This window comes from Rhizobium sp. P40RR-XXII, from assembly GCF_012641405.1.
Lineage (GTDB): Bacteria > Pseudomonadota > Alphaproteobacteria > Rhizobiales > Rhizobiaceae > Rhizobium.
The window spans coordinates 88,984-114,001 of sequence record NZ_JABAII010000005.1 but is presented as its reverse complement, the minus strand read 5'-3'; the positions used below and the strand labels follow the sequence as shown (position 1 = coordinate 114,001).

The 25,018-nt window shown below is 59.9% G+C and carries 24 protein-coding genes; 9 read left to right on the top strand and 15 right to left on the bottom strand.

What is annotated here, in order from left to right; translation table 11 throughout:
- Positions 1 to 291: 291 nt before the first annotated feature.
- The 4 genes from HGP16_RS11665 to HGP16_RS11650 all read right to left on the bottom strand — a co-directional run bounded on the left by HGP16_RS11665 (position 292) and on the right by HGP16_RS11650 (position 2,644).
- Entirely contained in the window at positions 292 to 912 is a 621-nt protein-coding gene (locus HGP16_RS11665; protein ID WP_168840171.1) for a hypothetical protein, read from the bottom strand.
- 340 nt (positions 913 to 1,252) lie between these two features.
- On the bottom strand, positions 1,253 to 1,414 hold the full coding sequence (locus HGP16_RS11660; RefSeq protein WP_168840170.1) for a hypothetical protein: 162 nt from the start codon (positions 1,412 to 1,414) through the stop codon (positions 1,253 to 1,255).
- Positions 1,415 to 1,495: 81 nt separating this feature from the next.
- A complete protein-coding gene (locus tag HGP16_RS11655; protein ID WP_168840169.1) occupies positions 1,496 to 2,347 on the bottom strand; it encodes a helix-turn-helix transcriptional regulator in 852 nt (283 codons plus the stop codon).
- Between the two features lie 69 nt (positions 2,348 to 2,416).
- Positions 2,417 to 2,644, bottom strand: coding sequence for a DUF1127 domain-containing protein (locus HGP16_RS11650; RefSeq protein WP_168840421.1), 228 nt, complete (start codon positions 2,642 to 2,644; stop codon positions 2,417 to 2,419).
- A 236-nt stretch (positions 2,645 to 2,880) separates the two neighbouring features.
- Here HGP16_RS11650 and HGP16_RS11645 point away from each other — a divergent pair, with 236 nt between their 5' ends.
- Positions 2,881 to 4,023, top strand: a complete 1,143-nt coding sequence (locus HGP16_RS11645) for a Xaa-Pro peptidase family protein (protein WP_168840168.1) — start codon at positions 2,881 to 2,883, stop codon at positions 4,021 to 4,023.
- A 71-nt stretch (positions 4,024 to 4,094) separates the two neighbouring features.
- Here HGP16_RS11645 and HGP16_RS11640 read toward each other — a convergent pair whose 3' ends face one another.
- The 7 genes from HGP16_RS11640 to HGP16_RS11610 form a co-directional block, all read right to left on the bottom strand.
- Positions 4,095 to 5,144, bottom strand: coding sequence for a DUF2278 family protein (locus HGP16_RS11640; protein WP_168840167.1), 1,050 nt, complete (start codon positions 5,142 to 5,144; stop codon positions 4,095 to 4,097).
- A 155-nt stretch (positions 5,145 to 5,299) separates the two neighbouring features.
- The gene (locus HGP16_RS11635) at positions 5,300 to 6,358 is read right to left on the bottom strand and encodes an ABC transporter ATP-binding protein (RefSeq protein ID WP_168840166.1); all 1,059 of its coding nucleotides are present in this window, start codon (positions 6,356 to 6,358) and stop codon (positions 5,300 to 5,302) included.
- Positions 6,359 to 6,362: 4 nt separating this feature from the next.
- On the bottom strand, positions 6,363 to 7,193 hold the full coding sequence (locus HGP16_RS11630) for a carbohydrate ABC transporter permease (RefSeq protein WP_168840165.1): 831 nt from the start codon (positions 7,191 to 7,193) through the stop codon (positions 6,363 to 6,365).
- 3 nt (positions 7,194 to 7,196) lie between these two features.
- On the bottom strand, positions 7,197 to 8,132 hold the full coding sequence (locus HGP16_RS11625; RefSeq protein ID WP_168840164.1) for a carbohydrate ABC transporter permease: 936 nt from the start codon (positions 8,130 to 8,132) through the stop codon (positions 7,197 to 7,199).
- 90 nt (positions 8,133 to 8,222) lie between these two features.
- On the bottom strand, positions 8,223 to 9,482 hold the full coding sequence (locus tag HGP16_RS11620; RefSeq protein WP_168840163.1) for a sugar ABC transporter substrate-binding protein: 1,260 nt from the start codon (positions 9,480 to 9,482) through the stop codon (positions 8,223 to 8,225).
- A gap of 40 nt (positions 9,483 to 9,522) precedes the next feature.
- The gene (locus HGP16_RS11615; RefSeq protein ID WP_168840162.1) at positions 9,523 to 10,689 is read right to left on the bottom strand and encodes a PLP-dependent transferase; all 1,167 of its coding nucleotides are present in this window, start codon (positions 10,687 to 10,689) and stop codon (positions 9,523 to 9,525) included.
- Positions 10,686 to 11,381 (bottom strand): FadR/GntR family transcriptional regulator, encoded by a 696-nt coding sequence (locus HGP16_RS11610; protein WP_168840161.1) that lies wholly within the window; start codon positions 11,379 to 11,381, stop codon positions 10,686 to 10,688. The genes HGP16_RS11615 and HGP16_RS11610 overlap by 4 nt, the downstream gene beginning before the upstream one ends.
- 193 nt (positions 11,382 to 11,574) lie before the next feature.
- On the opposite strand from HGP16_RS11610, the gene HGP16_RS11605 reads away from it, so the two are divergent.
- Positions 11,575 to 11,829, top strand: a complete 255-nt coding sequence (locus HGP16_RS11605; protein ID WP_168840160.1) for a hypothetical protein — start codon at positions 11,575 to 11,577, stop codon at positions 11,827 to 11,829.
- 443 nt (positions 11,830 to 12,272) lie between these two features.
- A complete protein-coding gene (locus tag HGP16_RS11600) occupies positions 12,273 to 12,413 on the top strand; it encodes a hypothetical protein (RefSeq protein ID WP_168840159.1) in 141 nt (46 codons plus the stop codon).
- A gap of 143 nt (positions 12,414 to 12,556) precedes the next feature.
- Here the strand turns inward: HGP16_RS11600 and HGP16_RS11595 are convergent, their stop codons facing one another.
- From HGP16_RS11595 to HGP16_RS11585, 3 genes are all read right to left on the bottom strand, one after another.
- Positions 12,557 to 13,783, bottom strand: coding sequence for an amidohydrolase family protein (locus HGP16_RS11595; protein WP_168840158.1), 1,227 nt, complete (start codon positions 13,781 to 13,783; stop codon positions 12,557 to 12,559).
- Positions 13,784 to 13,829: 46 nt separating this feature from the next.
- The gene (locus HGP16_RS11590; protein WP_168840157.1) at positions 13,830 to 15,032 is read right to left on the bottom strand and encodes an amidohydrolase family protein; all 1,203 of its coding nucleotides are present in this window, start codon (positions 15,030 to 15,032) and stop codon (positions 13,830 to 13,832) included.
- A gap of 61 nt (positions 15,033 to 15,093) precedes the next feature.
- Entirely contained in the window at positions 15,094 to 15,807 is a 714-nt protein-coding gene (locus HGP16_RS11585) for a GntR family transcriptional regulator (protein WP_168840156.1), read from the bottom strand.
- A gap of 268 nt (positions 15,808 to 16,075) precedes the next feature.
- Between HGP16_RS11585 and HGP16_RS11580 the strand changes: the two genes are divergently transcribed.
- The 6 genes from HGP16_RS11580 (at position 16,076) to HGP16_RS11555 (ending at position 22,438) form a co-directional block, all read left to right on the top strand.
- Positions 16,076 to 17,164 carry an ABC transporter ATP-binding protein gene (locus HGP16_RS11580; RefSeq protein WP_168840155.1) on the top strand — a complete coding sequence of 363 codons (1,089 nt, stop codon included), beginning with the start codon at positions 16,076 to 16,078 and terminating at the stop codon, positions 17,162 to 17,164.
- A 31-nt stretch (positions 17,165 to 17,195) separates the two neighbouring features.
- Positions 17,196 to 18,494, top strand: coding sequence for a PotD/PotF family extracellular solute-binding protein (locus tag HGP16_RS11575; RefSeq protein ID WP_168840154.1), 1,299 nt, complete (start codon positions 17,196 to 17,198; stop codon positions 18,492 to 18,494).
- 63 nt (positions 18,495 to 18,557) lie between these two features.
- Positions 18,558 to 19,469 carry an ABC transporter permease gene (locus HGP16_RS11570; RefSeq protein ID WP_168840153.1) on the top strand — a complete coding sequence of 304 codons (912 nt, stop codon included), beginning with the start codon at positions 18,558 to 18,560 and terminating at the stop codon, positions 19,467 to 19,469.
- Between the two features lies 1 nt (position 19,470).
- Positions 19,471 to 20,292 (top strand): ABC transporter permease, encoded by an 822-nt coding sequence (locus HGP16_RS11565; protein ID WP_168840152.1) that lies wholly within the window; start codon positions 19,471 to 19,473, stop codon positions 20,290 to 20,292.
- Positions 20,293 to 20,296: 4 nt separating this feature from the next.
- Complete coding sequence (locus tag HGP16_RS11560; RefSeq protein ID WP_168840151.1) at positions 20,297 to 21,040, top strand: aspartate/glutamate racemase family protein; 744 nt, start codon at positions 20,297 to 20,299, stop codon at positions 21,038 to 21,040.
- A gap of 108 nt (positions 21,041 to 21,148) precedes the next feature.
- Positions 21,149 to 22,438 (top strand): DUF763 domain-containing protein, encoded by a 1,290-nt coding sequence (locus HGP16_RS11555; RefSeq protein ID WP_168840150.1) that lies wholly within the window; start codon positions 21,149 to 21,151, stop codon positions 22,436 to 22,438.
- A gap of 14 nt (positions 22,439 to 22,452) precedes the next feature.
- Here HGP16_RS11555 and HGP16_RS11550 read toward each other — a convergent pair whose 3' ends face one another.
- Positions 22,453 to 24,789 (bottom strand): glucose/quinate/shikimate family membrane-bound PQQ-dependent dehydrogenase, encoded by a 2,337-nt coding sequence (locus HGP16_RS11550; RefSeq protein WP_168840149.1) that lies wholly within the window; start codon positions 24,787 to 24,789, stop codon positions 22,453 to 22,455.
- Positions 24,790 to 25,018 lie beyond the last annotated feature (229 nt).

Here is a 25,018-nt window from a genome sequence, read left to right as displayed (position 1 = left end):
CGCGAACATGTCGACAAGATTTTTATCCCTGCTCAATTGGTCTTTGCGCCGGCTTTTGCCGATCCTCGTGCAGGCGACGGACAGTCGGCTTTTCCCGCCGAAAGGGCGGATCTTGCACGCGAATGGTCCGGGAGCGCCGGGCGGGGCGCTCCCGGACCATTCAGCCCCAGAGGGGCTACTCCTTCCAACCGACAAGGGCGTCCGGGGGAATCTCGATCGATTGGAGGCGGAGAGGAAATGGTCTGGATCGACTAAGCAGCGGGGTTTTCCCTGATCGAACCTCTATTGCGGTCAGCGGAATGCAAGAGGGCCGGGAACGAGCGATCGTTCGACATCCTCAAGCCTTGCAAGCTGATCCGCCGTCAAAACTTTGCGGAGAGCCGTCGCCTTGTCCTTGAGGGCAGTTGCCTTGGCGGCACGATCAAGAACGCCATCGGCGATACGCTCGCCAAAGAGCTCAGTCGGCTTGTCGTCATCGTGATCGGGCTGCCGCGCGGCATCGTCATTGGCGGGCGGCGGGCCAGGGGGCCGATGCTTTGGGAAGGCCAGAAAATCCGTGAGCGCGCTGGTATAGTCCCTCCAGGCATCAAGCTGAGCGCTGCGAACGCCGATCAAGGTTTCCATCGCCGACAACTTGTCCGCCAGTTCCAGGGCCGGATTTGGCGGATGAGGAAAGCCACGCGGCGGCATTGGCATGTCTTCGCCAAAGGCCATCATCGGGCCTTGGGGAGGTGGACCGGGGAAGCCCCAACCTTCCGGCGACATGTGAGCCGGCGGTCGTGGTGATGCCATCTCGGCGACCGGTGGGGTCTGAGCGTCCAGCGTAACGGCCGGCTCGCCGGCAAGTGCCGAAGCGGCGATGCCGCCGATAGCCGTTATCAACAAAGTTGCGACGATATGTCGTTGCCTCATGATCAGTGCCTTCATTACGATTGACTGATGCTGAGGCTAGCGGGACCGTATGAACGCAATACGTCCTGATATTTCCGAATGCTTCCCGCCGGGGGAATGTTGCGAATGAAGTTTGCCAGGAGCCTGGCAGCAACAATTTATTACAACTTTTCTTGACGGAACACGCGGGGAGCGAAAACTGCGGCCAGGTCAAGAATCGATCCAAAATCGGTACCGCTGCGGGTCATGAGGCAGCGATTTCTGCACAAGCGAGCACGTCGCCTATGAAAAGAGCCGCATCGAGTGTGCGGCTCCTTCCTGGATGTTGTCGGCATGCCGGTCCCGGGCGGCCCGGCAGCTTCTATTCCTTGCCGGTCGCAGCGGCTGATGTCGATTGACCGGCTTCCTTCAAGGCAGCCGCACATTCCTCGCAGCACACCTCGACTGATTTGCCGCCGAGATTGACCTTGATCGTATCTGCACCGAGTTCGCAGTCACAGGCAGCGCATGTTGTTTTCTTCATGTCGTGATCCTTTCCTCATTGATCCCCCACAGGGGCAAGATCAGGAAATCACCGATCGAGGCATATACGCTGTCGGAATCTTTAGCGAACCGTGTAGCGCTTCGGCTTCAATTGCGCTGAGCGCTGAAACTCCGCCGGCGTCAGCCCATAGGTCTGCTTGAAGGCGGCGCTGAAGTGGCTATGGCTGGAAAAGCCGAGATCGAGTCCGAGCATGGTCAGGTCGTCGTAGGAACCGAGAAGATCGAGCGCTCGCGCCAGCCGCAGCCGCAATTGATAGCGATAGAGCGGAATGGCTTCGACCTGCTGGAAAACCTGCGTCAGATATACCGGCGAGACGCCGACCTCCTTGGCGATCTCGGCAAGCGTCCACCGCCGGGCTAGATCAGAGGACAGGACGAGTTTCGCCCGATCGACCAGTTTCTGCCGGCCGAAGCTTGCGCCTGCCTCATGCGAGGTACTCTCGCCGAGCGAGCGACGCACCAGCGTCAGCGCCAGTGTTTCGCCCTCCAGGCTTTCGGCTATGTTGCGGCTGAGCCCGTGGCGAAGCATCGCCACAAGCGCTTGCGCTCGCGGGTCGATGCGGCGGCGCTGGCGCCGGAAGACGACGCCTTCGCCGGATTGTATCTGTTCCTTTGGCGCGAGCTCATGCAGCATGGCCTCGTCGATCATGAGATCTAAACAGGAATCGCCACCCTCGACGGGGTGGCTGATCCTGTAGTCCTGGCCGCGATTGAAGAAGACAACCTGATTGGCTTCCGAAACGGCCTCGCTTTGACCGACATGGCGCTTGAAGACGCCGCGATAGGTATAGACGAGGCTTGTCTTGTGGGCGCATTCCTCATCGCTCTTGTGCCGACAGTCGCCATTGCAGACGACATCGCGGATGAGGACCGTTTTCGTCTTCAGCAGCACGGCTGTCGAAAATTGTAGCATGCCGTAATCCTCATCCCACCGTTTGGGCCGGTTGCATGTCGTGAACTTAGCACGTTCTGATTCATCTTTTTAGTAGCGGCTGTAAATATGGACATCGCTTCCGGCTTGCCCGCGAGAAAGCCCTATATCCTTCAACTGATCGTCCGAAAGCTCGAGCAGCGCATTGCGGTTTCTTCGCTCGGCCATTTTGCGCGCGAGGATACGTATCAGATCGACGAAGACCGAAGCTGGTTTGCGCTGGACCTTGCGGACGGCGTGGCTGCATTCGGAAAGAATTGTGATGTTTGCGACTTGCATGGCGATACTCCACGGTTTGTTTCGATGGAGCCAGTGAACCATTGGAACCGCATCCGCGCTGTCAGATAATTTAGCGATCGGCGAGACGGCTGAGTCGGAGAGCGCTATATGGCGAAAGCGCCAAACAGTCGTGGATAGCCCCTATGGCGTCAATATTTTCATTGTCGACATCTTGCCCACAGCGGCAATAGTGTCGAAGCCGACTAGCATAGGCCAAGGTTACTGAGGAGAGTGAAATGTCGTGGCAGCATCCCGTACCCCGGACCACCGAACAGGAAAGGCACGAACGCCTTTCGCGGCTTCGCCAGCTGCTCGATGCGCACGGACTAGCCGGCATGCTGCTCGGGCCGACCGAAAGCCTGCGTTATTTCACCGGGCTCGTTTGGCATGCGAGCGAGAGGTTTCTGGGGGCACTCGTGACGCCGACCACCCTCTATTACATCGTCCCCAGTTTCGAGCGCAGCCGCGTGGCGACGCTGCCGCATCTGCCGGCCGAAATCCTCGAATGGCAGGAAGAAGAGAGCAGTGCGGCATTAATCGCGCGTGTCCTTGGTAGTTCGGGCGTTCTGGCACTTGACGACAACATGCCGCTCTACTTCTACAACGCATTGGCGACCGAGCTTGGGGCCGAAAGGCTGGCCAATGGCGGACCGCTCATCAACAGCCTGCGCCGGATCAAATCTGTCGCGGAAATCGCGCTTATCCAATATGCGATGAACTTGACTCTCGATGTGCACAAGCAGGCCCATGCCTTGCTCAAGCCGGGAATCCGCGCCTCGGACGTGGTCGCGTTCATCGACCAGCGGCATCGCGAGGCAGGCGCCCATGGCGGATCGACCTTCTGCATCGTGTCCTTCGGCGAGGCGACATCGCTTCCGCATGGCGCAGACGGCGATCAGACGCTCGGCGAAGATGACGTCATCCTGGTGGACACGGGCGCACGCATCGACGGCTATCATTCCGACCTGACGAGAACATACAAGCTGAAGGCCGGTGACAGCGGATTTGAAGACGCATGGGCGATCGAGCGCGAGGCGCAGCAAGCGGTTTTCGAGGCCGCGAAGCTCGGTGCTGCCTGTTCAAGCCTGGATGATGCGGCACGGGCCGTACTGGCGAAACATGCGCTCGGCCCCGACTACAAGCTGCCGGGCTTGCCGCACCGCGCCGGCCACGGCCTCGGGCTGGAAATCCATGAGGAGCCCTACATCGTGCGCGGCAATGCAACGGCGCTTGCGCCCGGCATGTGCTTTTCGAACGAGCCGATGATCGTCTTTCCGCGGAAATTCGGCATCCGGCTGGAGGATCATATCTACATGACGGCGGACGGCCCGCGCTGGTTTACCCAGCCATCCAAGGGGCCGACCGAACCTTTCGCCTGATGGGAGAAACCAGCTCGGCGCTCTGGCGCCGGGCAATGCCCGATATCGGCTTTCGGCATTAGCCGAAACTCTTACCCCTGGAACGGGATGGTGCGCCCGGGCTGCTTTGCCTGCTCCTTAGTATAGGAAACGCCGTGAACCTTGAGGCCCTGTGCGTTGAGCAGGGTAATGATCCCGCCCTTGTTGGATAGGGTGACGGGCGACCGGATTTCGATCACCTGCGTCGCTCCGGCGGTGATCGAACCGCTGAGCACCATCGCATTTTTCTGTTTGTCCTTGATCTGCCAGCCGGTGAGGTCGACCGGCACGTCGGCGGTATTCAGCAGCGTGACGGTTTCCCGCTCGGGCGTCTTCACGTCGTTGACATAGGCAGCGATAATGCGCACCAGGCCATCCGGCACGTCGAAGGTAGGAATGGCGTCGCGATCGACCGGCGTGTGCGGCAGGTTCGGATGATCTTGATCCCGCGGCACGATGACGGACCCGTCCGCATCGTCCGAGTGCCATGCCTGCGTCTGGAATTTCATGAAGATCGCAACCCATTGCTGCTCGCGGGGAAATTCCAGTATCAGCCCACCGTCCTGCCAGGGGCCGTTCTGCGAGGCATATTTGCCAGACGGGTTGCCCTGGTTGAAATGAATGTCGTGAATGCCGCGGCCGGGCTTGAAGCCGAAATACTGATCGGCCTTGTCGTTCTCCGGTCCCCAGGTCTCGCCGAAGGCGTAGATCATTGCCTCCTCGTCCGACATGGCGCGCTGAATGTAGCTATCGATCTTTTCGTTGAGATCATTATCCGGACCTGCCGCCGAGATCGGAAGTGGTTTCAGTTCCCAGGGCTGCATGAGATTGCCGCGGATGAAATCGAGCGCGACGCCGCCCGGCCGGCTTGCTGTCGCGTGCAAGCCTTCCGGCAGCTCCGCCAACTGCGCGGTGATCGGGTGTTCGAAGCGGGAGCGCACGAGGAATTCGACCTCGCTTCCATCCTGCGAACGCACATTGATGGCGATGCGATACGGCGTCCCGTTCTCCGAAACCAGCACCTGATAATGCGGGCTTGAGCCGGTTGCCAATCGATTGTTGATGGGTCTGCCCTTGAGCACGGCGTAGTTGTTAAGCGGCACGACATCCTCCCTCAGTGCACATAAGCAGCACATAGTGTCGCATCAGAATGAAGCTTCTGCGACACCGGAGGAATCCATGGGCGTCCCAAGGCTTTTCCGACTTTGCGAGGCGTGCCGCGCCGCCGCGGCGATCATCTCGGCCGAACGGACAGTCCTTATGCCGCTCTTGTTCCATCCTCGCCGAAGACATGCAGATACTGCGGCGGGAAGGCGACCTTCACCTGCGGACCGGCGCTCAGTGCGCTGCGATCGAGCGTGAATACCTTGAACGGCAGGCCATGCAGCGAAAGATGCAGGATGATGCCGAAGCCCGTGGGTTCGACAAGTTCGACATTGGCGGACATGCAGGACTGATCTGACGATAGCACGACATGCTCGGGCCGAATGCCGAGCGTGACCTTCGTGCCGGCGGCCAATTTCAGCGGCTCCGAAAGCGGAACGAGCGTGCCGTCCTTGAGCTTGACGCCATTGCCTTCGTAAGTTGCATCGAGAAAATTCATCCCCGGAGAGCCGATGAAGCCGGCGACGAAGAGGTTGGCGGGACGGTCGTAGAGTTCCAGCGGGCTGCCGACCTGCTGCACCACCCCGCCATGCATGGCGACGATCCGGTCCGCCAGCGTCATCGCCTCGATCTGGTCGTGGGTGACATAGATCGACGTCGCCTTAAGATCGCCGTGCAACCTCTTGATTTCGGCGCGCATCTGCTCGCGCAAGCGAGCGTCGAGGTTCGACAGCGGCTCGTCGAAGAGGAAGGCTTTCGGCTGCCGCACGATGGCGCGGCCCATGGCGACACGCTGACGCTGGCCGCCCGAGAGCGCCTTCGGCCGGCGTTCGAGCAGCGGATCGAGACCGAGCTTTGTGGCCGCACCGGCGACCGCCTTGGCGATGTTATCCTTCGCCATCTTCCGCAGCCGCAGGCTGTAACTCATATTGCCGGCGACATTCATGTGCGGATAAAGCGCATAGGACTGGAACACCATGGCGATATCCCGATCCTTCGGATGCAGCTCGTTGACGCGGTTGTCCGCGATGCGGATCTCGCCGCCGCTGATGTCTTCGAGGCCGGCAATCATCCGGAGCAAAGTGGATTTGCCGCAGCCGGAGGGGCCGACGAGGACGACGAATTCGCCGTCCTTGATCCTGAGATCGATGTCGTGCAGGACTTGCACATGGCCATAGGCCTTCTTGACGTTCTGAATATCGATCGATGCCATATGACTAACCCTTGACCGCGCCGGCCGTCAGGCCCTGCACGAGATAGCGTTGGATGAGCAGGAAGAAGAGCGCGGCCGGAATGAGCGCCATGACGCCCGCCGCCATCATCTGCCCGAAATCCACGGAGAATTTCGAGACGAAGGTGAGAAGCCCGACCGGGAAGGTCGCTGCCTGGTTGCCGTTGATCAGCATGAGCGCGAAGAGCAGCTCGCTCCACGCCGCCGTGAAGACGAAGCCGAGCGTTGCCGCGATGCCGGGCAGCGTCAGCGGTAGGATGATCTGCCTGAAGGCGGTGAACTGCGTCGCGCCGTCGATCATGGCAGCCTCCTCCAGATCCTTGGGAATGCCGTCGAAGAAGGACTGCATCAGGAAGGTGGCGAAGGGCACGTTGAATGCCGTGTAGACGATGACAAGGCCGGTCAGGCTGTTGGTCAGATGCAGCGGCGAAAGGATTTTGAAGATCGGCGCGACGAGCATGACCAGCGGAAACATCTGGGTCAGCAGCATCAGCGCCACGATCCAGTATTTGGCGCGGAAATTGAAGCGCGAGAGCGCGTAGCCGGAGAGCGACGCGCAGATGGTGACGGCAATCGCCGTCGAGGCGGAGACGATCAGGCTATTCTTGAAGAAGGTCGGGAAGTCGCTGTGCTGCAGCACGAAAGCATAATGTTCCCAGGTCGTGCGCGAGGGCCACATGCGCACGCCTTCGGTATAGAGCAGGTCGTTCGGCGTCACCGAGACCTTCAGCAGCCAGAAGAGCGGAAAGAGCGCGAAGACGACGTAGCAAAGAATTGCCAGGCGATGCGCGATGGTGGGAAGGACGGATCGTCTCATGGCTCAATCCTTGTTCAGCAGGGTCTGCCGCAGCAGGATGATCAGCATGGAATAGGCGAGAAGAAGGACCAGCAGCACCAGCGCGATGGCCGAGGCATAACCGAAATCCAGTCGCTTGAAGGCCTGCGTGAAGATGTAGCTGGCGACGATCTGCGTGCGATCCGCCGGTCCGCCACCCGTCATGACGACGATCAGGTCGGCGAAGTTGGACACCCAGACGGTACGAAGGAGAACAGTGATGGCGATGGTCGGTGCCAGAAAGGGAAGCGTGATCGAGCGGAAGCGCTCGAACCAGCCGGCACCATCGATCGATGCTGCCTCATAGAGATCGCGCGGGATGGCCTGAAGTGCGGCCAGAAGCGTAATGGCGAAGAAGGGGATGCCCCACCAGACATTGGCGACGATCGGCCCCCACATGGCGTAGTGTGGATCGGACAGGATGTTACCAGGCTCGCTCATCAAGCCCAAGGCATAGAGCCAATGCGGTATCGGACCGATGACCGGATTAAACAGCCACGACCAGTTAAGGCCGGCCAGAAACGATGGTACCGCCCAGGGCAGGAATACCAGCGCCTGCACGATCGACCGGCCGAAAAACGGTTTGTCCAGCAGCAGCGCCAGGATCAGCCCGAAGATGAACTGCAGCGCCACGGAGGCGCCGGTCCACCAAAGCGTATTCTTCAGCGCCCAATAGAACGCCGTATCCTTGGAGAGATCGCGAAAGTGCTCCAGACCGATGAAGCCGCCGGAAAACGGATTGAGCAATTGAATATCGCGGAAGGCGTAGGATATGCCGATCGCCAGCGGCACCAGCATCACGGCGATGATGAGAATGAGGGCAGGGGCGCTGTAGAGATAGGGCTCCGAGGCGTCGGCGAGGCGCTTCAGCCACGGCCTGCGGTCGTGACGCCTGTCGAGCGTGTCGGTGATCGAAGTCATCTGCAAAAGTTCCCATTCGCGGCGTTCGGACACCGTCTGTTTCAAGTGGGCAGGAGAGGCGGCGGATCGCTCCGCCGCCGCATGTAAGACTTACTTCTTGGCGAGGAATTTCTGCTGGGCCTTGGTCAGATAATCGGCCCACTGGTCGGCAAGATCCTTGGCCGAGATATCGCCGAGCAGCGCCTGCTGCGAAGTCTTGATGGCGAGCGAATCCTTGAAGAAGGCGAATTCTTCAAGATAGGTCGGCATGACGGTCGGAACCGTATCCTTGTCGGCCAGTTCCTGGAACCAGCCCTTGAACTGATCGCCGGCATAGAAGGGGTCCTTTTCCGCAGCCGTGTAGGCCGGAAGCGCACCGATCTTCTTGTTCCATTCCAGATTGCCTTCCTTGCCTTCAAGGGTTGCGATCAGCTTCCAGGACAGATCCTTGTTCTGGCTTGTCGCGAACATCGACCAGCCGGCGTAGCCGATGGTCGGGAAGGATTTCCCATCCGGACCCTTCGGCAGTGGTGCTACGCCAAAGTCATCCTTGTTCATGCGTTCCGCGACAGCGATCAAGGCATCCGGGTCCTGGTCGAGGAAGGCGCAGGTGCCGGAATAAAAGCCGGCGACGACTTCGTTGAAGCCCCAGTTGACGCTGTCCTTCGGCGCATAGCCCTTCTTGTAGAGATCGACCATCCACTCGATGCCCTTGGCCCAGCCGGGGCTGTTCATCGTCGATGTGCCGTCATCCTTGAAGTATTTGTTGTCGCCGGCCATGGAGGCGGCGAAGATCATCCAGCCGTTGAGACCGCCCGGACCGCCGCGCATGCAGTAGCCGTATTTGCCCGGCAGTTTGGAGACGGCTTCGGATGCCTTGACGAACTCGTCCATCGTCTTCGGCGGTTCGGCGATGCTGGCCTCCTTCAGGAGCTTCTTGTTGTAGAACATGGCGCGCAGATAAAAGCCGTAGGGCAGCATATAGGCGGTATTCTTCACGTCGCGGCCGAGTTGGAGCGCGCGCGGCGTCAATTCACTCGTATGCTCCCATTTCGCCAGGTACGGCTCCAGACTTTCGAGCATGCCGTTATTGCCGTAGAGCGACAGCCAGGTGTCCGGCATTTCCATCACGTCCGGCGTGTCGCCGGCCGAAACCATGGTGGCGAATTTCTGGAAGGCCTCGTTCCAGGGCAGGGAGATGATGTCGACCTTGGTGCCGGGATTTGCGGCCTCGAACTTGGCGACGATCGACTTGAGCGTTTCGGTACGCTCCGGGCTGGTGATGACTTCGACGAGCTTCAGCGTCGTATCGGCAAAAGCGGTGCCCGTCATCATGGCGGTGAAGAGTGCTGCTGTTATCAGTCTTTTCATGTTGGTTCCCCTTTTAGGTCTTCCTCTCAGATTGACGACTTTACGAGGCGGCGGCGATCGCCTCCTCGAGCTCTTTCCATAGAGCCTCGGTTCCTTCGAGGCCGATATGGAGACGTACGGAGCGCGGATTGATGCCGAAGGTATGCGCCGAATTCGGCTGCGCCTTTTGCTGCAGCACGACTTCGCCCGGCACGATCAGGCTCTCATGCCCGCCCCAGCTCACACCCAGCTTGAAGAGCGTGAGGCGATCGGCGAAGGCGCGGATATCGACGCCCTCGCGGAAGATGAAAGAAAACAGGCCCGAGGTGCCGTTGAGGCCGGCCGGCAGCCGGTTGGCAAGGCCCGGATGGCAGACCTGCGCGACGGCATCGAGCTCCTGCAGCCGCTTGGCGATCGTCATCGCCGCCGCCTCATGCGCCTTCATGCGGATCGGCAAGGTGCGCAGGCCGCGGATCAGAAGCCATGCGTCGAAGGGCGAAAGCTTGCCGCCGAGATAGGGATAGGCTTCGGCCTTGATGCGCGCGATCATTTCCTTCGAGCCGGCGACGACGCCGGCGACCACGTCGCTATGTCCGCCGAGATATTTTGAGGCTGAATGGACGACGAGGTCGACGCCGAGCTTCAGCGGCTGCTGGAAGTAAGGCGTGGCCCAGCTGTTGTCGATCATCGAGACGACGCCATGCTGCTTGGCAAGTGCTGCAAGCGCGCCGACATCATGCGCGTCCATGACCCAGCTGGTCGGGCTCTCCATGTAGAAGACCTTGGCGCCGGGAAGTGCCTTGGCAACGGCCTCCTCATCGCGGCCGTCGACATAGGTCACCTCGACCTTCATGCGCTTCAGAACCGTGCCGAAGAGGCGGAAGGCATCGGGATAAACATGCTTGACCGCGACGATGCGGTCTCCCGGCTCGACGAAGCTCAGCACGACCGATGAGATCGCCGCCATGCCGCTGGCAAAACCGAGAGCATCCTCGGCTCCCTCGAGCTTTGCCAGCATCTCCTCGAACATGCGCACCGTCGGGTTAAGGCCGCGCGTATAGATCGGCCGTACCTTTTCGCCGCGATAGGAGGCGATCATCTCGTCGTAGCTGGAGAAGGTGAAGAGCGACGTCTGGAAGATCGGCGGCACCACAGCCTCGGCGAAATTGCCGTCGTCATGGGCTGTAATAAGGGACGCAAGTTCGAACGGCTCTAGCCCGTCAGTCATTTGGACATTTCCTTGATGTCTTCCTCGACAACGTCGAGAATTTTCAGTGTTTCGGCGCGCGCCACCTCGGGATCCTGGTCGACGATCGCGTTGAACAGCGTGCGATGATAAGGGAAGGACCGACGGGCGAAATCCTGCCGATCAAAGGGATGATCCCAGAAGCGTTCGAAGGTTTCGCGCATCTGTTCGAGAAGCTGCCGGAACAGCGGATTGTGCGTGGCGTCGTAGACCGCCAGGTGAAAGGCAAGATCCTCCGGGCCGGACGTGCCCTTGGCCATATGGACGCGCTCCATCTCGTTGAGCTTCTCTTCGATGATGACGATATCCTCGTCCGTGCGCTTTCTCGCCGCCACCATGCCGGCCTCGCATTCGATGCCGCGGCGGACCTCCAGCGTCTGCAGCAACGCATCGCGCAGGTGCGGCGGATCGAGGGAAAGCGGCATGTGGATGGTCGCCTTGGAAACCGGCTTCAGCAGATAGGTGCCGCTGCCTTTGCGCGTCTCCATGACGCCGAGCGCCTGGAAGTAGGTGATCACCTCGCGGATGGTCGAGCGCCCCACCGAAAGCGCCGCCATCAGCTCGCGCTCGGTCGGCAGCCTGTCGCCTGCCTGCAGCTTCGACGATTCGATGAAGGTCGACAGCGCGTCGATGACTTGTCGCGTCCGGTCGATGGAAGGGAGAGGTGTCAGCATCGGTTTGGTCATGGTCGATAAATTGGTCTGACATCTGCCATCAGGTCAATCTCTTTTTCAAATGACGCGCTTTTTTCCGTGCCTGCAATTCGAGAGGAAGGACATCGAGCTGTGAGGCAGGTCGTTCACGGCCTTCAAGTGCAGCGACGGCACTGCTAGAAGGAGGCGAATGTGAGTCCCGGATTGGAAGAGAATGGCCGCGCGAGATCGATATTCACGGAAGCTGGAATGCGCGAAATGCGCTCATACCGGATTTGCCGAGGTTTCCGAAACCGACGACCGCTGGGCTCCCAGCCGGGATTTCAAGGTAGATGACATGCCCGGTGGCTTTTCCACCGAACGTCCATCACCCGATCCGCGCAAGCATATGATGCGCTGCCGTTGCGGCTCCGTATTTCCTTTCGAGCAGGACACGGCCTATGCACCCGGCGGCGAGCCGCGCCGCTGAACAAAATGCGAGCAGAAAAGAAAAAAGCCTCGCACGGGCGAGGCTAAGCTTGTGCCGCTCCGGGGAAATCGGAAGCGACGCGGCGTTCTTAATAGCCGCTCTCGCTCTCGGCTAGGTCAGTTTTGCCGATAACGGTACGCTTGCGTAAAAAAGCTCTTCATTCGTGAACCCCGCTCGGGAGGTGGTGGAAAAATATCGGCAAGCATTCCTTCCATTCGCTTGAAGGAAACGCCGTCGATCTCAAGGAAGAGCACCCTTGCTCATAACGAGAAACACAGGGGAAAACCATTATACCGTGCAACATTGTTCAGCTACCGTTCATTTTCGCGCACGCAAAAAGGCAATCGCCGCAACGCCTTGCGGTTGTCGAGGCTCGGCGTCCGATTGGCTTTCGGGTCTGGTCGCCGAGCCTCGCAAATACTGAAAAGAGCTTGGATATAGGCATGCGGCTGCTTCGCGCTTTCGTCGACTGGATCCTGTGCCGCCGCCAACCGCGGCTGCAGCAGGAAGTTGCTCAACATTCCGCAGACGATCCGTGGGTTCTTCAGCAGATCGAAAAATTCGAGCGGGAATTGAAGCGATAGAGGCATCGCGACACGATCGGCCTTCATCTGCTAGAGCCGGATGATTTTAGGTCTGTTCGACCTAAAATCTGAATCTGCTCTAGAATCAAAGAAGTAGAGCGTGATGTCGTCCGAAAACCGCCTACACTTTTCGGCATCACGCTCTAGCTTTCGGGTGACAGCAGGCGAGCCTGCAGGCGCGTGAAAGTCTGCTTGCCGTTCTTCCAGCCGGCGATCGGCTGCCGGATCTCACGAACCAGCGACAGCGAATCGACCGCATCCACCACCACGATATCGGCTTGGGCACCCGGCTTGAGGCCATAGTCACGCCCCATCACGTGCGCGGGATTGATCGTGACCATGTCGAACGCTGCAGCGATGTCTTCGTCCCGCGATAGCTGGGCGATATTGGCGAAGAAATTGGCCATGCGGGCAAGCGAGGCATCGCCAAAGGGGGTGAACGGGTTGAGGACATTGTTTGTCCCGACCGTCACGGTAACCCCATTGGCCGTCAGCAGCATCGCCGGGGCAAGGCCGCGCGGGATAAGGTGATCGCTGTCCCGGCCAAGCAGGAAGAGATCGGTCGCTGGCAGAACGGTTACCGCGATCCCCGTATCGGCAAGACCCGCGGCAATCTCGCCGGCCTCGGTCGCCGGCATGGCCGCAAGCTTGGTGGCGTGGCCGATGGAAACGCGGCCGCCATAGCCCCGGCGTTTCGTTTCCGCCAGCACGGCAGGGATTGCGGAGCCCTGTGGGTTGAGGTCGAAATCGAGATGGAAATCGACATCGACATCATGGCGTTCCGCCAGATCGAAAATCCGGCTGATATGACCCAGAGGATCGGGATCGGTATAAGGGCAGCCGCCGACGAGATCCGCTCCGTTGCGCAATGCATGATCCAGCATGCGCGCTGTCTCGGCCTCGTTGGTCAGTCCTTCCTGCACGAAAGCGCAGATCTGGATATCGATCGCCCAGGCATAGGTGCGTTTGATCTGCTTGATTGCCTCGAATGATCGATAACCGGCGCGTGGATCGATCTCGACGAAGGTCCGCATTGCCGTGGTGCCGTTGACGATCGCGTTCTCGACCACGCGAGCGGCACGCGCATGGACATCCTCGACCGTGAAGGCGGCCTTTGCCTTGGCCGTCTCACGGACGGCCTCTTGCAGCGTACCTTCGCATATGAAGCAGCGATCGAGAATGCAAGCCTTGTCGAGATGGATGTGGCTATCGACAAAGCCGCCAAAGGCCAGGCAGCCGCACATATCGCGACGCGGCGCGTCCGCGATCAACTCACGCTCGATCGCGGCAATCCTGCCATCCTTGATACCGATATCGAAGCAACCCTCCCGCCTGGCGATGCGGACATTCGAAATCACCAGATCGAGCATTAAGCTGCCTCGTTCATTAGAGGGTGGGATAGGGGTCTGTCATGGGTTAGTTCCGCACGACAGCGCCGTTCCTGGCGACGAGCTTGCCGGCCTTGAAAACGGACCGTCCCTTCGGGACCGCGACGACAGCCTCCGGCACGTGTTCCGCCTTCAGCGTTACAAAATCGGCTTTTGCGCCAACGCGCAAGCCATAGTCCTTGAGCCGCAATGCCTTGGCGCCACTCTCCGTAACGACGTCGAAGGCGGCCTTCAGCTCATCGTCCGTGTAGAAGCCGGAACGATAGCCGATCATCATCGCGCGCCCCAGCATGTCGCCATCGCCATAGGGCCACCACGAGTCGCGAATATTGTCGCTGCCGCTGAAGACGGTAACGCCAGCCGAGCGCAGCAAGGCGACGGGCGGGAAGGGGTGAGCGCCCGGTGCGTTGGTCATGATCGAGACGCCGCTCGCGGCGATGAGTGCCGCCGCCCGCTTTGCGGCGTCGATAGAAAGATCGCCAAGCCCATAGGCATGGCTGATCGTGACGTGTCCGCCCATGGAGAGTTCACGGGTTCGGGCGCAGATCTCTTCGATGGTGAAGAGGCCGAGCGTGCCGCCTTCGTGAAGATGGATGTCGATATCGACACCGTGCTTTTCGGCGACGCCGAAAACGACGTCGAGATGCTTTTCGATATTGCGGTCGAAACTCGCCGGATCGAGCCCTCCGACAAGGTCTGCGCCCATGGCGATCGCCTCGTCTATAAGCTCAGGCGTGCCAGGGCTTTTTAGGATGCCGCTTTGGGGAAAGGCAACGAGCTGGATGTCGATCAGCTCGCGATATTCCTCGCGCACGGCAAGAATAGTCTCGAGCGATTTCAGCCCGACCGAGCCATCCACCATGACATGGCTGCGCATATGCGTGCTGCCATTGGCGATGCAGAGGTCGAGCTGGTTTCTGGCTCTTTCGTTCATCGGCGCGGCCTGCGCCATGTTTTGTGCCTGAAACGCGACGCGTTCATGAACGTCGAAGCCGTTGGTGCACGGCTTGTGCGGTATCCATGCGTCACCATAAAAGCTGGTGTCGAGATGGATGTGTCCCTCGACGAAGCCCGGAACCACCAGTGCGCCTTCGAGGTCGATAGTCTGAGATGTGGAGACGGTTGCTCCGGCCTCCTCGATCGACACGATGTGGCCATCCGCGACGCCGATGTCTTTGGTAGAGCCGTTAGCGAGCTTGGCCCGGGCAAACAGGGTTTCGATCGCGCTCAATTTTTTCTCCTTGGATCTATCGCTGACGACCTGAGTGGGAGCGGCCTGTAAGACGATCGTCTCACCGCTCGAACGCTTCTTTCAGGCCGAAGCTTTTGCGCTCGCGTAAGTCGAGATCGGCTTCGATATGCGCGATATGATGAAGCATCAGACCACAGGCCGCATCGATGTCCTTCTGCTCCAAAGCGGTGATGATGTCGCCGTGCTCGGAGTGGCCGCAGCTGGAGGCGCTCGATTGTCCGTAGAGCGCGATCACCAATGACGAGCGGGCGACCAGCTCCTCCATGAAGCGCTGCATGATAAGATTGCCGGAAATGCCTGCCACCATCAGATGGAAATCGCCCGAAGCCTTGATCTCGGCCCGGCGGGCGGACTGACCGCGCTCGCCCATCAGCCGGCCTTCCTCCAGGAGAAGGTGCCTCAGCTGCCTGAGCTGAACCGGGGTGATCCGCTCGGCTGCTGATTTCAATATGCCTGGCTCCACCAGGCGGCGCGCTGCGAATATCTGCCTGGCTTCCTCGGGCGATGGATAGGCGACGAAAGCGCCCCTGTTTTTTTCGACACTGACGAGACCCTCGTAGGAAAGCGCCTGCAGGGCGGCGCGCGCCAGAGTGCGGCTGACATTGAACAGGCCGCCGACATCGCTCTCAGACAGTTTCGTGCCAGGTGCAAGCCTGCGTTCGACGATCGCGTCGCGAATGGCGTCGCGGATCTGCTGTGCGCCGGTCTCCGCGGAATCGATGGGAGTCAGAAACTCGTCTGCTGAAGAATTCATAATCGCTTACCTGAATGGTTGGCAAAAATGATAGCCCGGTTTCGGGCCGAAGTTAAACGAAATCTGATGCAAAGACGATGCTAAATTGTATACAATAATTTGCACAAATCGAGCACAATAGCCTATTTGATGAGCAGTTATCAAACTGCCTCAAGAAGGGCAGGAATTCCTCTTCTCCGGAATAAGGCAGGCATCTCAGTAATTTAGTGCGCTGCAGCGAAACTGGCACGATTGATGCAGTGTCTTTCCCAAACAAAAGGGGAAGATGATGTCGAAAGCGGCAGAGATCGATATAGTGTCCGTTTCGAAGGTCTACGGTGCGACCACGGCTGTTCACGCGATTAGCCTGAAAATACCGGCAGGCTCCTATTGCTGCTTCCTTGGTCCGTCCGGCTGCGGCAAGACCTCGACCCTGCGCATGATCGCCGGCCACGAAGACATTTCCTCCGGCGACATCCGGCTTGGAAATACCGTCGTGACGGACTTCCCGCCGGCCAAGCGCGGCACGGCGATGATGTTCCAGTCTTACGCGCTGTTTCCCCATCTCGACCTTATCGACAATGTGGCCTTCAGCCTGAAGATGAAGGGTGTCGCAAAGGATGAGCGTCGTGCCAAGGCGCTCGAAATGCTGAAGCTCATGCAGATGGAGGCCTATGCGGCCCGACGCCCGGCGCAGCTTTCAGGCGGCCAACAGCAGCGTGTCGCGCTGGCGCGCGCGCTTATCACCGATCCGGAGGCGCTGTTGCTGGACGAGCCGCTGTCGGCGCTCGACCCGTTCCTGAAGATCCGCATGCGTGCCGAGTTGAAGAAGCTGCAGAAGACATTGGGCATCACCTTCGTCCATGTCACGCACAGCCAGGAAGAGGCGATGGCGCTCGCCGATATCATGGTCATCATGAATGACGGACGGATCGAGCAGGCCGCTTCGCCACGGGAGGTTTTCGAGCACCCCGCAACGGCCTTCGTCGCACGCTTCATGGGCGACCATAATGTCCTGTCGGGCCGGGTAACGTCGAGCGAAGACGGCGTCATCACCATGACCGTGCCGGAAGGGCAGGGCTTTTCCGTAAAAGGGACAGGACGCCGGAGCGGCGAAGCCGCTGATATCGCCATCCGCACCGATCGTATCCGGCTTTCGCAGTCCGACAACAAAGGACTCGGTTTCAACGGCGTGGTCTCCAATGTCGAATATCGCGGTGCGACCCTGAAGATCACCGTCATCGGCGCAGGCAGCGACGATTTCACCGTAATCGCAAGCAACGACGATGACGCCGCCAAATCCATAGCGGTCGGCGATGCCGTCTCATTGAGCTGGGCTCAGGAGGACGCGATCCTTCTGGGCCGTATGTCCGCATGAAAATCCGAAGCATCAAAAAAGGGGAACTGACATGACGACTGAAACCAAGACTACCAAGACGACGAAAGGCATTTCCCGCCGCTCGCTGCTGAAGACCGGCGCCGCCGCTCTCGGCGCCATGGCCGGCTCCGGTGCCATCACCGGCTTTCCGACCATCTGGGCGCAATCGAACATCACACTGCGCCAGTTCGGCACCGGCGTTTCGAACATCAATGCCATTGCCGAGAAGTGCAAGGCCGATCTCGGCATTACGCTTGAGATGACCGCGACCGATTCCGATGCCGCTGCACAGCGAGCCGTGACGCAGCCGAACAGCTACGATATCGCCGATATCGAATACTGGATCGCCAAGAAGGTGTTTCCATCGGGCGTATTGCAGCCGATGGACGTCAAGAAGCTCAAATATTACGACAAGATCGTGCCGCTCTTCATCAACGGCAAGCTGAAGCCCGACAGCGTCATTGCCCAGGGCACGGCGCCGCATACGGTCGGCTTCGTCGAGGGGCAGAGCTCGAAGAAGTTCGCCAAGGAGCCGACGCAGTGGATGACGATGGTTCCGACCATCTACAACGCCGACACGCTTGGCATCCGTCCCGATCTCACCGGCCGTCCGATCACCAGCTGGGCCGATATTCTCGATCCGGCCTTCAAGGGCAAGACCGCGATCCTCAATATCCCGTCGATCGGCATCATGGACGCCGCGATGATCATGGAAGCTGCCGGCAAGATCAAATATGCCGACAAGGGCAATATGACGAAGGCCGAAATCGACAAGACGATCGACTTCCTGATCAAGACCAAGGGTGACGGTCAGTTCCGCGCCTTCTGGAAGTCCTTCGACGAAAGCGTCAACCTGATGGCATCGGGCGAAGTCGTCATCCAGTCCATGTGGTCGCCGGCGGTTGCCGCCGTACGCTCGAAGGGTATTGCGTGCACCTTCCAGCCGCTCAAGGAAGGTTATCGCGCCTGGGGCGGCGGTCTCGGCCTTGCCTCGCATCTCAAGGGTGCCCAGCTCGACGCGGCTTACGAGTATATCAATTGGTACACCTCCGGCTGGGTTGGCGGCTACCTCAACCGCCAGGGCTACTATTCCGCCTGCATGGACACCGCCAAGGGTTTCATGTCCGCCGACGAATGGGACTACTGGATCGAAGGCAAGCCGGCACAGGGCGATATTCTGTCTCCGGAGGGCAAGGTCATGGAGAAGGCCGGCGCCGTTCGCGACGGTGGCTCGTTCGAAGCCCGCATGGGTGCGGTTGCCTGCTGGAATTCCGTCATGGACGAAGACCGCTACATGGTCCGCCGCTGGAACGAATTCATCGCGGCATAAACTGCGTCCATCGTCTCCTCTCCCCGTTCGCGGGGAGAGGCTCATCAACGGAAAGGCCTGAACATGGCGACGATCGCTTCCTCGGACGCGGAGCAGGAAACACCAAAAGCTGGACGTGGATTTGGCGTGCCTGCCTGGGCCGTGGCCTATCTGCAGGCGGTTCCGCTCTTTCTGATCCTCGGCTTCTTCTTCCTGCTACCGATCGCGATGATCGGCATCGTCAGTTTCTGGGACTATGACTTCGCCAGTCTTTATCCTGCCTTCCTGACCACGAACTATACCGACACGTTGGGTTCATGGGTTACTTGGAAAACCTACCTCAACACATTGAAATTCACTGCTATTGTCTGGGCACTGACCCTGTTCATCGGCTTCTGGGTCGCCTATTTCCTCGCCTTTCATATCCGTCGCACCTCGACGCAGATGATCCTGTTTCTCGTCTGCACGGTGCCGTTCATGACCTCCAACATCATCCGCATGATCTCGTGGATACCCGTTCTCGGGCGCAACGGGCTGGTCAATTCGACACTGATCGAGATGGGTCTCATTCCAAAGCCGATCGAATGGCTGCTCTACTCCGATTTCGCCGTCGTGCTGGCCATGGTGCACCTTTACACGCTGTTCATGGTGACGCCGATCTTCAACACGCTGATGCGCATCGACCGCTCGCTGTTCGAGGCCGCGCGCGATGCCGGAGCTAGCGGATGGCAGGTGCTCTGGAATGTGGTGATACCACTCGCCAAGCCGGGAATAGCGATCGGTAGCATCTTCGTCGTCACGCTCGTCATGGCCGATTTTTCAACTGTGCAGGTAATGTCCGGCGGCCAGAGCGCTTCCATCGCCTTGATGATGAAGAACCAGATGTCGCTGCTGCAATATCCGGCCGCCGCCGCCAATGCCGTCGTGTTGCTGATCGTCGTCCTGCTGATGGTCGCAGCCATTCTGCGCGTCGTCGATATCCGCAAGGAACTTTGAGATGAACCACGAAAAGCGCAGCCTCGAATTCTATGTCCTGGCAATCTTCTTCGCCATTTTCGTACTGTTCCTATACGGCCCGCTGTCGGCGATCGTCATCCTGTCCTTCCAGGGGCCAGACGGTGGGCTGACTTTTCCTTTGAACGGCGTGTCGCTTCATTGGTTTGCCAATCTCTTCGAGAAGCAGGCGGTCGGCGATTTCGGTGCTTCGTTCCAGCGGTCGCTGATACTCGGCGTGATGGTCATGCTCGTGACCGTCGTCGTGTCGCTGCTGGCGGGGCTCGCCTTTCGCCGCCGTTTTCGCGGATCGACATTCCTGTTCTATGCGACCGTTGCGAGCCTCGTTGTACCGTCGATCATCATTTCGCTCGGGATAGGCGTAGTCTTCCAGCAGGGCGGTCTTGCGCCCGCCTGGTATTCCTCGGCTTTCGGCGCGCACCTGACCTGGACTTTGCCTTTCGGCGTGCTGATCATGTTCGCGGTCTTCAACCGGTTTTCGCCGGCCTATGAAGAAGCCGCTCGGGATCTCGGGGCCAGCCCCTGGCAAACCTTTCGCCACGTCGTGCTGCCGATGATCGCGCCGAGCCTGATCGGCGTCGGCCTGTTCGGCTTTACGTTGTCCTATGACGAGTTCGCTCGCACCTTGATGACATCGGGCACCTACAACACCCTGCCGCTTGAAATCTACGGGATGACGACGAACGTGACGACGCCGGTGCTCTATGCGCTCGGAACGGTGACGACGCTCTTTTCCTTCACCATTATCCTGCTGGCGCTTGCCGTCATGACCATGCTCGGCCGCCGCCAAGCCAAGAAAAGTTGAGATCATGCGCCTGCTGCTCATCAATCCGAATACGACCGTTTCCATGACGGAGAAGGCGGCGATCGCCGCGCGCGCCGTGGCAAGCGCCGGCACGGAAATCATCGCCGCCACCTCACAGATGGGGCCGGCTTCGATCGAAGGCTATTACGACGGAGCGCTAGCCGTACCTGGCATGCTGCGCGAATTGAGGGAGAGGCAGGCAGTGGGCTATGATGCGGCGATCATCTGCTGTTTCGACGACACCGGCCTGGAAGCAGCCCGCATGTTTTGTGACGTTCCCGTTGTCGGGCTCTGTGAATCCGCTGTTGCCACGGCTGGTTTTCTGGCGCAGCGCTTCAGCGTGGTGACGACACTCGAGCGTTCGCGCATCCTCATCGACAATCTCGTCAAGCGCTACGGCATGGGCGGGCGGGCGAAGGTTCGAGCGTCGGACATTCCCGTTCTCGAGCTCGAAGACCCGTCTTCCGGCGCGATCGGAAAGTTGCGGGCGGAAATCGAGCGCACGCTTGCGGAGGATGGAGCCGAGGCGATCGTACTCGGCTGTGCCGGCATGGCGGATCTCGCACGAGAACTGCAATCGATCTATGGCGTCCCGGTCGTGGATGGCGTCGCCGCAGCGGTCAAGCAGGCCGAGGCGCTGGTGTCGCTCGGGCTATCCACCAGCAAACGCAGTTCCTATGCCTCGCCGTTGCCCAAGCCGTTTTCGGGCGCAATGCAGGATTTTGCGCCCATGCCGATGCCAGCTTAACTTTATCGCGATCCCATATTGCAGCCTCGGCAGATCGCTTCGCCCCGCGGATGGCGTATCTCGCGTGTCGAGACTATAATGCCGCGATGAAGAACGAGAGTCGTGGATTTGGCACAAAGAGCTGGCAAGGCTGACCTTCCCCTGCATGGTGGCCGTGTGCCGCGCTGGCTTGGAGACCGGATGACGCGCCTGGGCGCCGTCATCACCGAGGCGATCGTGCAGCATTATGGGCGGGACGAGCTGTTTCGTCGTCTCGCCAATCCCTTCTGGTTCCAGTCCTTCGGCGCCGTCATGGGCATGGATTGGCACTCCTCCGGAATCACGACAAGCGTTCTTGGCGCCTTGAAACGCGGCCTGACGCCGCTTTCCGGCGAACTCGGCATTCATGTCTGCGGTGGCCGTGGCGCGCAATCGCGCAAGACGCCGGGCGAGCTGGTTGATATCGGCGATCGCGTCGGTATTGACGGTGCGTCCCTTGCCACCAAGAGCCGGCTGATCGCGAAGGTGGATAGTGCAGCCGTGCAGGATGGCTTCGATCTCTACTTGCATGGCTTCATTGTCGCGGATGACGGCAAGTGGGTCGTGATCCAGCAAGGCATGAATGGCGAACGGCGGCAGGCGCGGCGCTATCACTGGTTATCCGAAGGCCTCACGAGCTTTCTGGATTCGCCGCATGCGGCCATCGAAGGGCGCGAACAGGGCGAGATCATCAATCTCGCCGATCGACGCGCGGAGCGCTCCCGCAGCGAACAGCTCGATTTGCTTGCCTCGATCGGCCCCGATGGAATTATCCGTGAATTCAATGCACTGGAGAGGAAAGCTAAAGCAAACAATAAAGTTGAGCTTCAGCCGACATTGCCCTATCTCATCATGCCGGCACATCATGATGTGCGCGAGGAAGATGTGAACATGCGGCGTTTGCATGGAAACCTTGCCGCCGCGGCCGACCGTGGCCCGGTCGATTTCCAGGAATTGCTGCTGACGTCCGGCGTCGGCGCCAGAACGGTCAAGGCTTTGGCGATGGTCGCCGAAGTCGTGCATGGCGCACCCTGCCGTTTTTCCGACCCGGCGCGCTTTTCGCTCGCGCATGGCGGCAAGGACCGGCATCCTTTTCCGGTGCCGCTGAAAGTCTATGACGAGACGATAAGCGTGATGAAATCAGCTGTCAGGAAAGGCCGCCTCGGTCGCGACGAGGAATTGTCGGCTCTCAAGCGCCTGGATGATCAGTCGAGAATGCTGGAGCGCTATGTCACCGGCCCCGATCTCAAGGAGATCGTTGCCGGCGAGTTCGACTGCGCTTTTTCCTATGGCGGCCGCAGCGTTTTCGGCTGGGAACCGCCCACCGATTCCGATGGTGATCACATCGAATCCGGCCGCTTACGCTCCCGGAAAAGCTAACCAAAATTGTCGGCCTATGGCAGCGTATAACCGATGACATAGTCGCCCGGCTTCGTGCCCACGGAACCGTGACCGCCGGCAACGATGACGACATATTGCTTATTGTCGCTTGCCGTATAGGTCATGGGCGTTGCCTGGCCGCCCGCCGGCAGACGCGCTTGCCAGAGCTGCATGCCTGTTGTGACATCGTAGGCTCGCAGATAATCGTCTACCGCGGCGGCGAGGAAGGCGACGCCACCCTTGGTCATCATCGGGCCGCCGATGCCGGGAACGCCGACCTTGAAGGGCAGCGGCAAGGGCGTCATGTCGTGTACAGTGCCGTTTCTATGCTTATAGGCGATCTTGCCGGTCTTCAGGTCGACACCGGCGACATAGCCCCAGGGTGGCGCCTGACAGGGTATGCCGAGCGGGCTGACAAACGGACCCATATAGACGCCATAGGGCGAACCCTCGTTGCGATTCAGGCCCTGCTCACTGCCCTTGTCGCCTGCGCCCTTCGGCGGGATCTCGGCTCGAGGCACCAGCCGTGATGTGAAGGCCAGGTATGTCGGCATGCCGAACATGATCTGCCGTTCCGGATCGACGGCCACACTGCCCCAGTTAAAGGTCCCGAAATTGCCGGGGAAGATGATGGATCCACGCAGCGACGGCGGCGTGTAGCGGCCTTCATATTGATGCTGATGGAAGGAGATGCGGCAGGCGAGCTGGTCAAACAGCGAGATGCCCCACATATCCTTTTCCTTGAGCGGCGGCGGCGAGAAAGTCAGGTCCGAGATCGGTTGCGTCGGTGAGGCATGATCCTCGGGAATGGTGCCGCCCGGTGCCGGAATCTCCTTGAAGGGAATGATCGGTGCGCCTGTGCGGCGATCGAGCACATAGATGTCGCCCTGCTTGGTCGAGGCGACCAGTGCGGGAACGACGCTGCCATCGGCCTTGGTCAGGTCGAGGAGCACGGGCTGGGCCGGCACGTCCATGTCCCAAAGGTCATGATGGACGAACTGCTGCACCCATTTGAGCTGGCCGGTATTGATATCGAGTGCCACCACCGAGGAGGAAAAGCGTTCGACGTTTTCGCTGCGTCCCATGCCGAGCTGGTCGGGCGTCTGATTGCCGAGCGGGACGTAGATCATCCCGAGCGCCTCATCGGCGCTGGAAACCGACCAGCTGTTCGGCGAGTTCGTGGTGTAGGTCTGTCCCGTGGGTATGGGAGCCGTATGGTCCGGATTGCCAGAGTCCCAGTTCCAGAGCAGCGTGCCGGTCCGGGCATCGAAGGCGCGAATGACGCCGGATTGCTCCTGGGTCGAGTAATTGTCGTTGACCGCACCGCCGATGATGATCTTGTCGGCGACGATGACGGGAGGCGACGTCGAATAATAATAGCCGGCGGGATTGTATTTCATGCCGGCCTCGAGATGCAGCGTGCCCTGATTGGCAAAGCTCGGGCACACCTTGCCGCTGGCTGCGTCGAGCGCGATCAACCGGGCATCCGAGGTCGGCAGATAGACACGGTCGGCGCAAGCCGCTCCGGCTGCGGCGGCCGTGTCGTGATAGTAGGAGACGCCACGGCAGGTCTGATGCTGTCGGTTGGGGTTCATGCCGGCATTGGCGTCGTAACGCCATTTTTCCTTGCCGTCCTTCGCGTCGAGCGCAATCGCCAGGCTGTGAGGCGTGCAGATGAAAAGCGTGTCGCCCACCTTCAGCGGCGTCACCTGATAGGTGGTCTCGCCGATATCGTCGGGGCGCTTCACATCGCCGGTCTGGTAACGCCAGGCCTCCTTGAGATTGGTGACGTTCTGCGGATTGATCTGATCAAGCGGCGAATAGCGCTGGCCGAAGGAGGTTCTGCCATATTGGTGCCATTCGCCGTCAGGCACGTCGCCGCCCATCGGGGCATTCGAAACAACAGTCGTCGGCAATTCGCCGGCTAGATCGTGAGGATCGGTCGTCATCGAATAGACAGCAACGACGATGGCGATGACGAGGGAAATGGCAAGCGGCCAGGGATTGGCTCCGTAGTGAACCCCGTCGAGGCTGCGAAAGCCGAGGGGGCGCCGGATCCAGGGCGTCAGCAACCATAGTCCGATCAGAATGATGAGGCCGCCGCGCGGACCGAGCTGCCACCAGTCGAAACCCACCTCCCATATCGCCCAGGCAAGCGCTGCAAGCACGAAAATCGCATAGAGCCAAAGGGCGGCGGCCTTGCGCATGGCAAGCAGGATGGCGGTCAGGAGAAAGGCGAGGCCAGCCAGAAGATAAAAGAAACTTCCGCCGAGCAGTACGAGCCAAAGTCCGCCGCTGCCAAGCGCCAGGCCGATGAGTGCGAGAATGATCGAAGTGATGATGATGGCCATGATCCGTTCCAGTCTATCCGCCGATTGGACAGTGATTGATCGAAGGCATGCAAAAGACACTCGGGCTCCAAACGGAGTCCGAGGCCGGTCTCAAGTCGAAATCGATGTCGGTTGTTTCGCTGGCAGCATCCAGTGCCGTTTCCAAAGTGATTTGGATCGATGCATCAAGCTCCCCAATCCATCAGAGATTGAATGCCAGGATTGCAAGAATGTTCCAATCCGGCCGGCC